This window comes from Streptomyces sp. NPDC001927 (assembly GCF_053594455.1).
On sequence record NZ_JBSFEN010000011.1, the window covers coordinates 90,685 to 104,048 of the forward strand.

Genomic DNA, 13,364 nt, shown 5'->3' on the forward strand with positions numbered 1-13,364 from the left:
GGTGAGCCCGACCCGCACGGTGCCGGGCATGTCGATCTGCGCGGCCCACATCGGCGCGGGACTCTCCACCACAGCGGGGTCGGCCCTGACGTCCACAGGTCGGGCGGTGACGCGGGCCGCGAGCGCGGCCCGCGTCAGCGGTCCGACGTCCGGCCGGGCCCCTGCCGCTCTGTTCGACTTGGCTCCCGCCGGAATGAGGAGAAGACTGGGAGGTGACGACTAGGACCACCAGAGGCCGATATGCCCTCTCGTTCCGAGCGGCACCACCCGATCGATTCGGCATCATTGCCGGTACCCCACGTGAAGCGTGCAGGGGCTTTGGCGATTCTCTCCGTTGTTCTTCTCATCACCGCTGTCTGCGGTGTGGGTGGGATGCATCCGGCCTGGAATGCCAAGGAGAGCTGGCCCCCGTGGCTCGAGGCCGTGTCCGAGGGTTTCATGTGGTTCTTCGACGGCGCCGCGCGGGTCGTGACGGGGGGCAAGAACGGAGCCGAACTGAGTCTCCGTCTGTTGTGCTTGCTGCTCCTGCTCTTCACCTTCATCACCGTGCGCCGTTGGATGCTGCAGCGCAACGCGTTCAAGCCCGGTCCGGTGGACGTGCAGCAACTTGTCTCCTCGACCACGGAAGGCGAACCGTGCCTGGAGGGTCTCACCGCCCAATTGCGTAAGCAGTTGTCGGAAACGAACCTCTATCCCCCCTCCGCGCTCCCCGCCGAATCCCCGGCGGAGAGCTTCCTCGACCTGCTCGGCGACATCGATCTCGAGCCGAAGAAGCTGGGGACGAGCATCCTGCGTCTGTTCAGTCGCCTTCGGCCGAAGGTCGCCTACACGGTGCGGGGAATTCTGCGCGTACGGACGGAGGAGCCCAGGTTCGGCGTCACCGTCACCGTCACCTCCTATGCGTTGAGAGGCAGCCGCACAGAAACACGGTGGCAACCGACGTGGGAGGAAGCGGTCCAGGCCGCAGGGTACTGGGTGATGGCCGCACTGGTGCCGGTCACCCAGGCGAGCCGGGGGGCGCCGTGGCAGGAATGGCGCGGCCGGAATCTCCCGCCCGAGCTGTTCGCCGCCTACCAGGAGGCGAGGGAGCTCAGCCAGGACCGGAAATTCGACGATGCCCTCGACCGCTATTACGCGGCACTACGGCTCGATCCCACCAACATTCACCTGCGCACTCAGATCGCCGGGACACAGGAGAAGTTGTGGTTGCATCTCGACGCTCTCGAGACGTACCACGGAGCGATCCTCCTGGACGGGCAGAGCCGAGAGGAGCGGAACACCCGGCTGAGCAGGGGAGCTTGGAATCCACGTCGATTCCTCTGCAAGCGTTACCGATGGTGGCGCAACGGCCTGCTCGAAGCGCGCTTCCGCTATGCCGTCGTGCTCGGTATGGCCGAACGTACCGCCTATCAGTGGTGCAGGCCGACCGTGGATCCCGCCGACTACCGCAAGTGCCCGCGGCGCGCGCACACCCGGAAAGAGATTCGCAAGTCACTGGCCCCCGCGCTCGTCGAGAGGTACTGGCGGTCGGTCGTCTATCTCACGCCGCCCGGAAGAAGGTGGCCCATTTACACCGAAGCGGATGCACGAGAGTGGCTCGAGGGCGTGCTGGGAGAAAAGGGTCTCAACGAGAAGACGGTCAGTCTGATATTTCAGCTCGCTTGCGAGGAGGAGATGTACCAACTCGCCTGCGACTACCCCATCCTCCGATTCCTCAAGCGTCCCGACAAACGGCGGAGCAGAGGGCTCACATGGACCTCCCTCCGACTCAATCGAGACGTGTGGGCGCGTCTGCGACTGGGATGGGCCGTGGATCAGACCGCAGCAGGCAAGGTCAAGGGATTGCGCAATGACGTCCATTGGCCTGTGACGGCGGAGGAACTCACGAAGCGCGTGGAGCAGGCGCGAGGCTGGTGGATCTGGCGGCGGACGACGGAGCGGCTCAGGAGCTGGCGCCTGTGGCCGCCTCGGCCCTGGCAGGACAGGTACAACACGGCATGCGTCTACGCGGTGGCGATGAGCGGCCAGACGGACGAGCGGAAGCGGGACGACCTCGCCGTGAAAGCCGTGGATGAACTCGAGGGTGCGGCGAGAGCGGACTTGAACAGCTATCACCCCCTCATGCGCTCCTGGCTGCTCACCGAGGATCCTGATCTCGAATGGCTGCGCCCGAGCCCCCGATTCGTACGCTTCGAACGTGAGACGTATCCCCATGAGGCGCCCGATCGCGACCGGCCGCAGCGTCCGGTGTGGGCCGAGATGATGGCGTACGACCAGCAACTGCTGGGAGGCACCGCGCAGGTCATGGAACACACGTGGCGCCTGCGCGGGAAGCTCCTGCCCGCCGAGTCGCACCTGATCGCCCAGTGGTTCGTCACCGAGAAGCTGGTCTGGCAGTGCGTCCATCGGGTGGCCGCCAATCAAGGCCGGGACTGGCGCGACCGGGCGAAGCTCCTGCAGACCGTCCGGGCGCTCGCGGACTCGACACTGCTGGCGAAGTACGGCCTCCCCTCGAAGCTGCCCGAACTGGACGACCTCCTGGACGAGGCGACGTGGTTCGACATCGGGGAGGCCAAGGAGAGTCTCAAGGGATTCGAGCGAATCGTCGAGGAGCGGCTGGCAGTTCTGAGCCGGGCGATCGGCGGGCCGTCCAACTCGCTGTCACCCATCCTCCGAAGCGATCAGTGGGTGGAGGCGGTCAAGCACAGCGGGACGTTCCCCAATTTCGTGATGCAGGCCGCGGTCCATCAGGCGTGTGCGGACTACGAGAGCACCTGGCGGGCGCTGCGTGACCAGCTCGATCCCGAGGACCATGAGTTGGCCTTCTCCCGAGCGTTGCACGGGCTCCATGAACCGGACGGGGTGTGGCGGCTCCTCGCCACGGTCAGGACCAGGGTGCCGGCCGGCTTCCGTCACGCCGGCTGACCTCGGCACAGGCGGATCGCCCCGGCACAGGAAGAGACCCCCGCCGGCCAGAGCCGGCGGGGGTCAAGACGCGTGCGTCAGTGGTTGCGGGGGAAGCCCAGGTCCACGCCTGCGGGGGCCTCCGACGGGTCCGGCCAGCGGGTGGTGACTACCTTGCCGCGGGTGTAGAAGTGGATGCCGTCGTTGCCGTAGATGTGGTGGTCGCCGAAGAGGGAGTCCTTCCAGCCGCCGAAGCTGTGGTAGCCGACGGGGACCGGGATCGGGACGTTCACGCCGACCATGCCCGCCTGGATCTCCAGCTGGAAGCGGCGGGCCGCGCCGCCGTCGCGGGTGAAGATCGCGGTGCCGTTGCCGAACGGCGAGGCGTTGATGAGGGCCACGCCCTCCTCGTACGTGTCCGCGCGCAGCACGCACAGCACCGGGCCGAAGATCTCGTCCTGGTACGCCTTCGCCGAGGTCGGGACCTTGTCCAGGAGGGACAGGCCGATCCAGTGGCCGTTCTCGTGGCCGTCGACCGTGTAGCCCGTGCCGTCGAGGACGACCTCGCAGCCCTCGTCGGCCGCGCCCTTCACGTACGAGGCGACCTTGTCGCGGTGGACGGCCGTGATGAGCGGGCCCATCTCGGAGGTCGGGTCGTTGCCGGGGCCGATCTTGATCTTCTCGGCGCGCTCGCGGATCTTGTCCACCAGCTCGTCGCCGATCGCGCCGACCGCCACGACCGCCGAGATCGCCATGCAGCGCTCACCGGCCGAGCCGTACGCCGCCGAGACCGCCGCGTCCGCCGCCGCGTCCAGGTCCGCGTCCGGGAGGACCAGCATGTGGTTCTTCGCGCCGCCGAGGGCCTGGACGCGCTTGCCCGCCGCCGAGGCCGTGGTGTGGATGTAGCGGGCGATCGGGGTCGAGCCCACGAAGGAGATCGCCGAGACGTCCGGGTGCTCCAGGAGGCGGTCCACCGCCACCTTGTCGCCGTGGACGACGTTGAAGACGCCCTCCGGCAGCCCCGCCTCCGCGAGCAGCTCCGCGATCTTCAGGGACGGCGAGGGGTCCTTCTCGCTCGGCTTGAGGATGAAGGTGTTGCCGCACGCGATGGCGAGCGGGAACATCCACATCGGCACCATCGCCGGGAAGTTGAACGGCGTGATGCCGGCCACGACACCCACCGGCTGGCGGATCGAGGCCACGTCGACGCGGTTCGACACCTGCGTCGACAGCTCGCCCTTGAGCTGGGTGGTGATGCCACAGGCCAGGTCGACGATCTCCAGACCGCGGGCGACCTCGCCCAGCGCGTCCGAGTGGACCTTGCCGTGCTCGGCGGTGATCAGCTCGGCGATCGCGTCCCGGTTGGCGTCGAGGAGCGCGCGGAACTTGAACAGGATCGTGGTGCGCTGCGCCAGGGACGCCGTGCCCCAGGTCTCGAACGCGGTCTTCGCGGCGGCCACCGCCGCGTCGACCTCGTCGACCGAGGCGAGCGCCACCTGCGTGGTCACGGCGCCGGTGGCCGGGTCGGTGACCGGGCCCCAGTTGCCCGACGTACCCTCGACGGTCTTGCCACCGATCCAGTGGTTGACGGTCTTCGTCATGACGAATTGCTCCTTCAGAGATGGCGGCGTCGGGCGGTGACGTGCCGGTCGTACTCCTCCCGGGCCTTGACCGCCGACGGGCGGGTCGAGGTCTCGGCCACGGGCACATCCCACCATGCCTGGGCGGGAGGCGGGCCCGACACAGTGTCTGCCGTTTCGGTCTCCACGTAGACACATGTGGGGACGGTGGACGACCGCGCGTCGGCGAGAGCTTCTCGCAGGTCACGTACGGTACGGGGGGTCAGTACGCGCATCCCGAGAGAGGCCGCGTTGGCCGCCAGGTCGACCGGGAGCGGCGCGCCGGTGAAACCGCCGTCCCTCGCCCGGAAGCGGTACGCGGTGCCGTAGCGCTCACCTCCCACCGCCTCGGAAAGCCCTCCGATGGACGCGTACCCATGGTTCTGCAGGATGACCACCTTCAGGGGCAGAGCCTGCTGGACGGCTGTCACGATCTCGGTGGGATTCATCAGGTATGTACCGTCGCCCACCAGCGCCCACACCGGTCTGCCCGGCGCCGCGATCGCCACGCCGATCGCCGCCGGGATCTCGTAGCCCATGCACGAGTACCCGTATTCGACGTGGTACTGGTCCGAGGACCGGGCCCGCCACAGCTTGTGGAGGTCGCCGGGGAGCGAGCCTGCCGCGTTGATCAGGATGTCGCCGGCGTCCACCAGAGTGTCGAGTGCGCCGAGAACCTGCGCCTGGGTGGGCCGGGCCTCCTCGTCGGCGGTGGTGTACGCGGCGGTGACCCGCTGTTCCCAGCGGAGCTTCTCCTCCGCGTATTCGTGTACGTAGTGCTCGGCGACATGGTGCGGGTCGAGCAGCGCGTGGAGGCCCTCGAGGCCCTCGCGGGCGTCCGCGACCAGCGGCAGCGCGGCCATCTTGTGCGTCTCGAAGGCCGCGATGTTGAGGTTCACGAACCGGACGTCCGGGTGGGTGAACAGCGTTCCGGAGGCGGTGGTGAAGTCGGTCCAGCGCGTGCCGACGCCGATGACCACGTCGGCCGTGCGGGCCAGGTGGTCGGCGACCGCGGTGCCGGTGTGCCCGACGGCGCCGACGTCCTGCGGGTGATCGTGGCGCAGGGCGCCCTTGCCGGCCTGGGTGGAGGCGACCGGGATGCCGGTCAGGGAGGCGAAGGTGTCGAGCGCCTCCTCGGCGCCGCTGTACTTGACCCCGCCGCCCGCGACGATCAGCGGCCGGGTCGCGCGGCCGATCGCCTCGGCCGCCGCCTCCAGTTCGGCGTCGTCCGGCACCGGCCTGCGCACCCGCCAGACCCGCTCGGCGAAGAACTCCTCCGGCCAGTCGTACGCCTCCGCCTGCACGTCCTGCGGCAGGGCCAGGGTGACCGCCCCGGTCCCGGCGGGGTCGGTGAGGGCCCGCGCGGCGGCGAGCGCGGCCGGGATCAGCGCCTCGGGGCGGTTGATCCGGTCGAAGTACACGGAGACCGGGCGCAGGCAGTCGTTGACCGACACATCGCCCGCGTACGGGACTTCCAGCTGCTGGAGGACCGGGTCGGCGGGGCGGCCGGCGAAGGTGTCGCCGGGCAGGAGCAGGACCGGGAGGCGGTTGATCGTGGCGAGCGCGGCGCCGGTGACGAGGTTGGTGGCGCCGGGGCCGATGGAGGTGGTCACGGCGTGCGCGGAGAGCCGGGTGGACTGGCGGGCGTAGCCGACGGCGGCGTGCACCATGGCCTGTTCGTTACGGCCCTGGAGGTACGGCATCTCGTCGGCGTACTCGACGAGTGCCTGGCCGATCCCGGCGACGTTCCCGTGGCCGAAGATGCCCCAGGTCGCGGCGATCAACCGGCGGCGGACGCCGTCGCGTTCGGTGTACTGCGCGGCGAGGAACCGCGTCAGGGCCTGTGCGACGGTCAGCGTGGTCACTGCGGCCTCACCTGTATCCCTCCGTGTGGTCCGGGTGGAAGCAGATCTTCCATTCCCGGTCCGGTCCTGGTCCGGCCATCACGTTCAGGTAGTACATGGCGTGGGCCGGCTGCGCGATCGACGGGCCGTGCCAGCCGTCGGGTACGAGGACGGCGTCTCCGGTACGGACCTCGGCGAGCAGGTCGGCGCCGCCGGGACGGGACGGGGAGATCCGCTGGTAGCCGACTCCGTCGCCGGCGATCTCGTAGTAGTAGATCTCCTCGAGCTCCGACTCGACGCCGGGGCGGTGCTCGTCGTGCTTGTGGGGCGGGTAGGAGGACCAGTTCCCGCCGGGGGTGATCACCTCGACCGCGATCAGACGGTCGGCCTCGAAGACGCCTGCGGCGGCGAAGTTCCGTACCTGCCGGGCCTGGTTGCCGCTGCCGCGGGCCTCGACGGGTACCTCCGGCGCGGGGCCGTAGCGGGCGGGGAGTCGTCGCTCGCACTTCGCTCCTGCCAAAGCGAAGCGGCCTCCCGCACCGGAGGCGATCTGGACCCGTGCGTCGCGGGGCACGTAGGCGAAGTCGGTCACTCCGCCGAACACGCTCTCGCGGCCCAGGAGTTGAAGCGTCTGGCCGTCGATCTGCACCGTACAGCCGCCGGTGAGCGGAAGTACGATCCACTCGCTTTCCCCGGTGTCCAGGAGGTGGGTGGCTCCTGGAGCGAGGTCGAGGACGCGCAGTGCGGAGTGCTCCCAGCCGGCCCGCTCGGGGTCGACGTGGAGCGTGTACGGCCCGTGGGAGGCGCTCCCGGCGGGCAGATGGAGCCGGTGGTGCTGGTGGGCTTGGTGGACCTGGTGGTGCTCGTGGTGATCGTTCACGCGTGCAGGGTCCTTCCTACCGTCTCGCGCAGCAGCCGCGCAGCGGTATCGACGGCTCCGGCCACATCGCCGTCCTCGGGGTAGAGCAGGGCGCGGCCGACGACCAGGCCCCGGACGGTGGGCAGGCGCAGCGCGGTACGCCATTTCTCGTACGTGACGTCCTGGGCGTCCGGGCCAGGACCCGGGTCTCCGCCGAGGAGGACGGTGGGGAGCGTGGTGGCCGCGAGGGCGCGGGCCATGTCCTCGGGGTGGTCGGTGACGGGGACCTTGAGCCAGGTGTAGGCGGAGGTGCCGCCGAGGCCGGAGGCGACGGTGAGGGAGGTGATGACGGCCTCGGCGGAGAGGTCGTTGTGGAGCCTGCCATCGTGGTCGCGGTGGCAGAGGAAGGGCTCGACGAAGACGGGCAGGCCGAGGGCGGCCATCTCGTCGACGGTACGGGCGGCGGCGTGCAGGGTGTCGAGCGAACCGGGGTCGTCCGGGTCGATCCGCAGCAGCAGCTTGCCGGCGTCGAAGCCGAGCCGGGCGAGGTCCTGGGGGCGGTGGCCGGTGAAGCGGTCGTCGAGCTCGAAGGAGGCGCCGGCGAGGCCGCCGCGGTTCATCGAGCCGACGGCGAGGCGGTCGTCCAGGGCGCCGAGCAGGAGGAGGTCGTCGAGGATGTCGGCGGAGGCGAGGACGCCGTCGACGCCGGGTCGCGAGAGCGCGAGCCGCAGCCGCCCGAGGAGGTCGGCGCGGTCGGCCATCGCGTACGGCCGCGCCCCGACCCCGAGGGCGCCCCGCGCGGGGTGGTCGGCGGCGACGATCAGCAGCCGGTCCCGCTCCTCCAACAGCCCCCGCGTCCGCCGCCGCGCCGCCGCCTCGGCCACAGCCTCGGGCCGCCCCGCCCGCACCCCGACCAGCCACTCGACGTCGACGGGTTCGGGCCCCCCGGCCACGGGCACGGCCCGCGCGAAGCGCCTCCGGGGCGCGGGGTGCGCGGCACTGCGGAGGGGGTCGGGGGTGTTGGGGGGCTCAGGGGTGCGCGGGCCGGGGTCGGTCGGGGTGTCCTTCTCCCCCGCGGACGGCGAGGGGTCGGAAGGGACGGAGGGACCGGAACGGACGGACGGGGGCCCCGCCTTCGGGCCGCCCGCGCGGCGGTGGGCGGCTCGGGTGCGCCAGGTGTCGGCGGGGTCGTGGGTCATGGGGTGCGCTCCGGGAGCGTGCCGGTTCCGGTGGTGAGGGCCCGGTCGATCTCGTCGGCGTAGGGCATGGCCGGGGAGCAGGCGAGGCGGCCGGCCACGATGGCGCCCGCCGCGTTGGCCCGGCGCAGGGTGCGGTCCAGGTCCCAGCCGGCGAGCAGCCCGTCACAGAGCGCCCCGCCGAACGCGTCGCCCGCACCGAGGCCGTTGACCACGTCGACCGGCAGGGGCGCGACCTCCGCGCTCTCCCCGTCGGCCGTCACGGCGAGGACGCCCTTGGGACCCTGCTTGACGACCGCGAGCCGTACCCCGGCGGCAAGCAGCGCGCGGGCCGCCGCGTACGGCTCACGCTCCCCCGTCGCGACCTCGCACTCGTCCAGGTTCCCGACGGCGACCGTGGCCGAGGCCAGGGCCTCCCGGTAGAGCGGTCCCGCCTCGGCGGGGTCGGGCCACAGCGTCGGACGCCAGTCCAGGTCGAGCACGGTCAAGTCCGCGCCGCCACGCTCCCGCAGCGCGCCCAGCGTCGCCGTCCGGCTCGGCTCGACGCTCAGCCCCGTCCCGGTCACCCAGAACGCCCGGGCCGCCCGGATCGCCGCGAGGTCCAGCTCCTCCGGGCGGATCTCCAGGTCCGGCGCCTTGGGCTGCCGGTAGAAGTGGATCGGGAAGTCGTCGGGCGGGAAGATCTCGCAGAACGTGACCGGCGTCGGATACTCCCCGACCGCCGTCACCCACCGGTCGTCGACCCCGAAGCCCCGCAGCTCCTGGTGCAGGTACTCCCCGAACGGGTCCGCCCCCGTCCGGCTCACCAGCGCCGTCCGCCGGCCGAGCCGCGCCGCCGCGACGGCGACGTTCGCGGGCGAACCGCCCAGGAACTTCCCGAAGGTCTCCACCCGGGCCAGCGGAACACCGACCTGGAGCGGGTAGAGGTCCACCCCGAGACGCCCCATCGTGATCAGCTCGTACGGCTCCGGCTCCGCATCCACGCGCGCCACCTCTCACCTCGGCCCCGCACCCAGGTCTAGCCGTCCGCCCCGAACCCTGTCAACGCTATGTCCTTACATTCGGACGAGCGTCGCGACGCGTCTTGACCGTCGTTCCGGGCGCGGTCAAGGTGGCTGTCATGACGAAGCCGTCGCCGCTGTCCCGTATCCGTATCGGCTCCGCCCCGGACTCCTGGGGTGTCTGGTTCCCCGACGACCCCCGGCAGGTCCCCTGGCAGCGCTTCCTCGACGAGGTCGCCGAAGCCGGGTACGCGTGGATCGAGCTCGGCCCGTACGGCTATCTCCCCACCGATCCCGCCGTCCTGGCCGAGGAGACGGGCCGCCGGGGCCTGCGGGTCTCGGCGGGCACGGTCTTCACCGGGCTGCACCACGGCCCGGCCGTCTGGGAGAAGACCTGGGCGCATGTCGCGGACAACGCGGCGCTCGCGCGGGCGATGGGCGCCGAGCACCTGGTCGTCATCCCGTCCTTCTGGCGGGACGACAAGACGGGCGAGGTCCTGGAGGACCGCACGCTCACCCCCGAACAGTGGCGCGATCTCACCGGACTGACCGAGCGTCTGGGCCGCGAGGTACGGGACCGCTTCGGGCTGCGGATCGTCGTCCACCCGCACGCGGACACCCACATCGACAGCGAGGAGAACGTGGCCCGGTTCCTCGACACCACCGACCCGGACCTGGTCTCTCTCTGCCTGGACACCGGGCACTACGCGTACTGCGGCGGCGACAGCGTCAAGCTGATCGAGACGTACGGCGAGCGCATCGGCTACCTCCACCTCAAGCAGGTCGACCCGGAGGTCCTCGCCGGAGTGATCGCCGACGAGGTGCCGTTCGGCCCGGCCGTGGCCCGGGGCGTGATGTGCGAGCCGCCCTCGGGCGTGCCCGCCCTGGAACCGGTCCTGGCGGCGGCGCAGGCGCTCGACGTGGAGCTCTTCGCCATCGTCGAGCAGGACATGTACCCGTGCGAGCCCGACAAGCCCTACCCCATCGCGGTCCGCACCCGCCGCTTCCTGCGCTCCTGCGGAGCGTAGGAACCGCCGAAGCGCCTTCCGCCACGCCGATGTGACCATGCGTCACTTACGTCACATCCGTCCTCCTGTCGTCACACATGTCTCCATTACGCGGGCTTTACGTCACAGCCGTTCGACAGCCGCTCTCCTCCCGTTGGAAGGGGTCGTTGCAGGGGGCACAGGCTCAGTGATCGCCAGCGTCCGCCCCGCAGCTCCCCCGAACGGCACCCCCGCCGCGCCGCTGCGAGGCGGGCAGGGAGGTGCCACCCATGACGGACCGACGGCTCTGGTCGTACAAGGACATCGCCGCGCACATCAAGGTGCAGCCGGACACCGTCCGCTCCTACCGGAAGCACGGCCTCCTGCCACCGCCGGACCATGTCGAGTCGGGCAAGCCCTTCTGGTACGCCGACACGATCCACTCCTGGGTGGCCAACCGCCCCGGGAACCGGAACCGCCGGGACTGATCCGTCAGCCTCCGACGGGCTCCTTGTCCCGTTCGGCCACCGGCGCGGGGGGCGGCGTCACCGGGGCGCCGCCCTCGCTTATCCCGAACCGGTCGTGGAAGCGGCGCAACGGGCCCGGCGCCCACCAGGTCAGCCGGCCGGTCAGCTTCATCACGGAGGGCACGAGCAGGCTGCGGACCACCATCGCGTCCATCAGCACCGCGAGCGCGACCCCGAGGCCCAGCATCTTGGTGTTGGTCACCCGGGAGGTGCCGATGGCCACCATGACGACGGCGAGGATCACGGCGGCGGCGGTGATGAGGCCGCCGGTGCGGCGCAGCCCGAAGCGGACCGCGTGGTCGTGGTCGCCCGTCGCGTCGTACTCCTCCTTGATCCGGGAGAGCAGGAACACGCCGTAGTCCATGGAGAGTCCGAAGGCGACGCAGAACATCAGCACCGGCAGGTTCGTCTCGATGTCGCCGGTCGGGGTGAAGCCGAGCAGCCCGGAGAGGTGCCCCTCCTGGAAGACCCAGACGAGCGCGCCGAACATCGCCGTGAGGCTGAGGGCGTTGAGGACGACGGCCTGGATCGGGATCACCACACTGCCGGTCAGCAGGAAGACCAGGACCAGGGTGACGATCACGACGATCGCCAGCGCCCAGGGCAGCCGGTCGGCGATGGCGTCCTTGGAGTCGACGAGCACGGCCGCCTGGCCGGTCACCGAGGTGTCGAACGGGGCGGGCGTGGCCCGCAGTTCACCCACCACGCGCTGGGCGGTCTCGCCGACGCCCTCGCCCTCCGGCACCACGGTGAAGTACGCGTGGTTCCCCGCGCCGCCGCCCGTGCCGGCGGTCACGGGGCCGTCCACCCGGACGATCCCGTCGAGGGCCTGGATCCGCTCGCGGTACCCGGCGTACGCGTCTGGCGTGGCGCCGCCCTCGGCGAGGACGGTGAGCCCGCCGCCGGGGCGGCCGGGGAAGCCCGCGCGCAGTTCGTCCTGGACCACCCGGGACTCGGCGGTGGTGGGCAGCTGGCGGTCGTCCACCGTGCCGAAGTTCACGCCCAGGAAGGGCAGTCCGAGGAGGATCAGACCCGTGGCCGTGGCCACGGCGAACACCGGCGCCCGCCGCATGACGAGCGCCGCCGTCCGCGCCCACCCGGCCCCGGCCTCGCCGTCCTCCGTGCTCTTGCCCGCCGGCCCCGAAGCGGCGCGGCGGCGGAACAGGCGGCGCAGGTCGAGCGCGTTGACCCGGTCGCCGAGCAGCAGCAGCGCGGCGGGCAGCAGGATCAGCGCGGCCGCCGCCGCGAGCAGCACGACCGCGATGCCCGCGTAGGCGAAGGAGCGCAGGAAGTACTGCGGGAAGACGAGCATCGCGGCGAGCGAGACGGCGACGGTGAGCGCCGAGAACATGACCGTCCGCCCGGCGGTGCGCAGCGTGATGCCGATCGCGGTCCGGGGTTCAGCCCCGGCGGCGAGCTCCTCGCGGAAGCGGCGGACCACGAACAGGGCGTAGTCGATGGCGAGTCCGAGCCCGAGGGCGGTGGTGAGGTTCTGCGCGAAGACCGAGACGTCGGTGAACTCCGTGAGACCGCGCAGCACCGCGTTCGTCCCCAGGATGGCCACGATGCCGATCCCGAGCGGGAGCAGGGCGGCGACGGCGCTGCCGAAGACCATGACGAGCAGGACGAGCGTCACGGGCAGGGCGATCAGCTCGGCGCGCAGCAGGTCCTCCTGGATGACCGTCTGCATCTCGTGCTGCACGGCCAGCGGACCGCCGAGGGAGACCTCGACCGGCCCGCGCGCCCCCCGGTACTCCGGGGCGATCCGCTCCAGGATCTCGCCGGCCGCCTTCTCGTCGCCCTCGACCCGGGCGGCGATCACGGCCTGCCGGCCGTCCTCGGAGCGCAGGGCCGGGGCGCCGGTCCCCCAGTACGAGCCGATGCCGCTCACGCCCGGCTCCGCGTCGAGCCGCTCGGCGAGCCGACGGGCCTCGGCGGCCACGGCGGGGTCGTCGACCTTGCCCTGCCCCGCGTCCACGAGCAGGAGCAGGTTGGGCTGGGAGGCGGGGAACTCCCGCTCCAGGACCTGGGTCGCATACGTGGATTCGGCGTCCGGGTCCTCCCAGCCGCCGCTGCCCATCCGGTCGGCGACACCGCCACCCGCGAGGACGGCGAGCGCGGTGATCACGAGCGCGACCAGCAGGGACATCCGCGGCCGCGCCGTCACGAACCGCGTCCACGCCCCGTCCCGGGGACCTCCCGAAGAACCCGCCCGAGAGCCGTCACGGGACCCACCGGGCGACCCACCCGGCGGACCCGGCGGACCCGCCTGACCAGGCGATGCTTTCTTGACTTCGGCCATGACGCGGTGTCCCCTTCACCTGACCCGTGCGCTCCGCTCCCCGGCAGGCCGCATGGGTCGACCATTGCCATAAACTGGCAAACACGAGCGACCGCTCGCGTTTTCCAAGAATGCGAGCGACCACTC

9 protein-coding genes are annotated in these 13,364 nt (G+C 71.2%); 3 read left to right on the forward strand and 6 right to left on the reverse strand.

The genetic code is table 11. From position 1 onward, the window contains the following. Positions 1 to 318 precede the first annotated feature (318 nt). Complete coding sequence (locus ACWCO8_RS28270; RefSeq protein WP_451034642.1) at positions 319 to 2,925, forward strand: hypothetical protein; 2,607 nt, start codon at positions 319 to 321, stop codon at positions 2,923 to 2,925. A gap of 77 nt (positions 2,926 to 3,002) precedes the next feature. Here ACWCO8_RS28270 and mmsA read toward each other — a convergent pair whose 3' ends face one another. From mmsA to iolC, 5 genes are all read right to left on the reverse strand, one after another. Beyond that, positions 3,003 to 4,505 carry a CoA-acylating methylmalonate-semialdehyde dehydrogenase gene (gene mmsA / locus ACWCO8_RS28275; protein WP_451034643.1) on the reverse strand — a complete coding sequence of 501 codons (1,503 nt, stop codon included), beginning with the start codon at positions 4,503 to 4,505 and terminating at the stop codon, positions 3,003 to 3,005. Between the two features lie 14 nt (positions 4,506 to 4,519). Next, positions 4,520 to 6,388: a 3D-(3,5/4)-trihydroxycyclohexane-1,2-dione acylhydrolase (decyclizing) gene (gene iolD / locus ACWCO8_RS28280; RefSeq protein WP_451034644.1), complete on the reverse strand. Its 1,869-nt coding sequence runs from the start codon at positions 6,386 to 6,388 to the stop codon at positions 4,520 to 4,522. 7 nt (positions 6,389 to 6,395) lie between these two features. Beyond that, entirely contained in the window at positions 6,396 to 7,187 is a 792-nt protein-coding gene (gene iolB, locus ACWCO8_RS28285; protein WP_451034810.1) for a 5-deoxy-glucuronate isomerase, read from the reverse strand. Positions 7,188 to 7,243: 56 nt separating this feature from the next. Then, positions 7,244 to 8,179: a Cgl0159 family (beta/alpha)8-fold protein gene (locus tag ACWCO8_RS28290; RefSeq protein ID WP_451034811.1), complete on the reverse strand. Its 936-nt coding sequence runs from the start codon at positions 8,177 to 8,179 to the stop codon at positions 7,244 to 7,246. Positions 8,180 to 8,421: 242 nt separating this feature from the next. Continuing rightward, on the reverse strand, positions 8,422 to 9,369 hold the full coding sequence (gene iolC, locus ACWCO8_RS28295; RefSeq protein WP_451034812.1) for a 5-dehydro-2-deoxygluconokinase: 948 nt from the start codon (positions 9,367 to 9,369) through the stop codon (positions 8,422 to 8,424). A 173-nt stretch (positions 9,370 to 9,542) separates the two neighbouring features. Between iolC and ACWCO8_RS28300 the strand changes: the two genes are divergently transcribed. After that, positions 9,543 to 10,451 (forward strand): sugar phosphate isomerase/epimerase family protein, encoded by a 909-nt coding sequence (locus tag ACWCO8_RS28300; protein ID WP_451034645.1) that lies wholly within the window; start codon positions 9,543 to 9,545, stop codon positions 10,449 to 10,451. 248 nt (positions 10,452 to 10,699) lie between these two features. Next, on the forward strand, positions 10,700 to 10,897 hold the full coding sequence (locus tag ACWCO8_RS28305; protein WP_362006869.1) for a helix-turn-helix transcriptional regulator: 198 nt from the start codon (positions 10,700 to 10,702) through the stop codon (positions 10,895 to 10,897). A 4-nt stretch (positions 10,898 to 10,901) separates the two neighbouring features. Here the strand turns inward: ACWCO8_RS28305 and ACWCO8_RS28310 are convergent, their stop codons facing one another. Next, the gene (locus ACWCO8_RS28310) at positions 10,902 to 13,238 is read right to left on the reverse strand and encodes an MMPL family transporter (RefSeq protein ID WP_451034646.1); all 2,337 of its coding nucleotides are present in this window, start codon (positions 13,236 to 13,238) and stop codon (positions 10,902 to 10,904) included. Positions 13,239 to 13,364 lie beyond the last annotated feature (126 nt).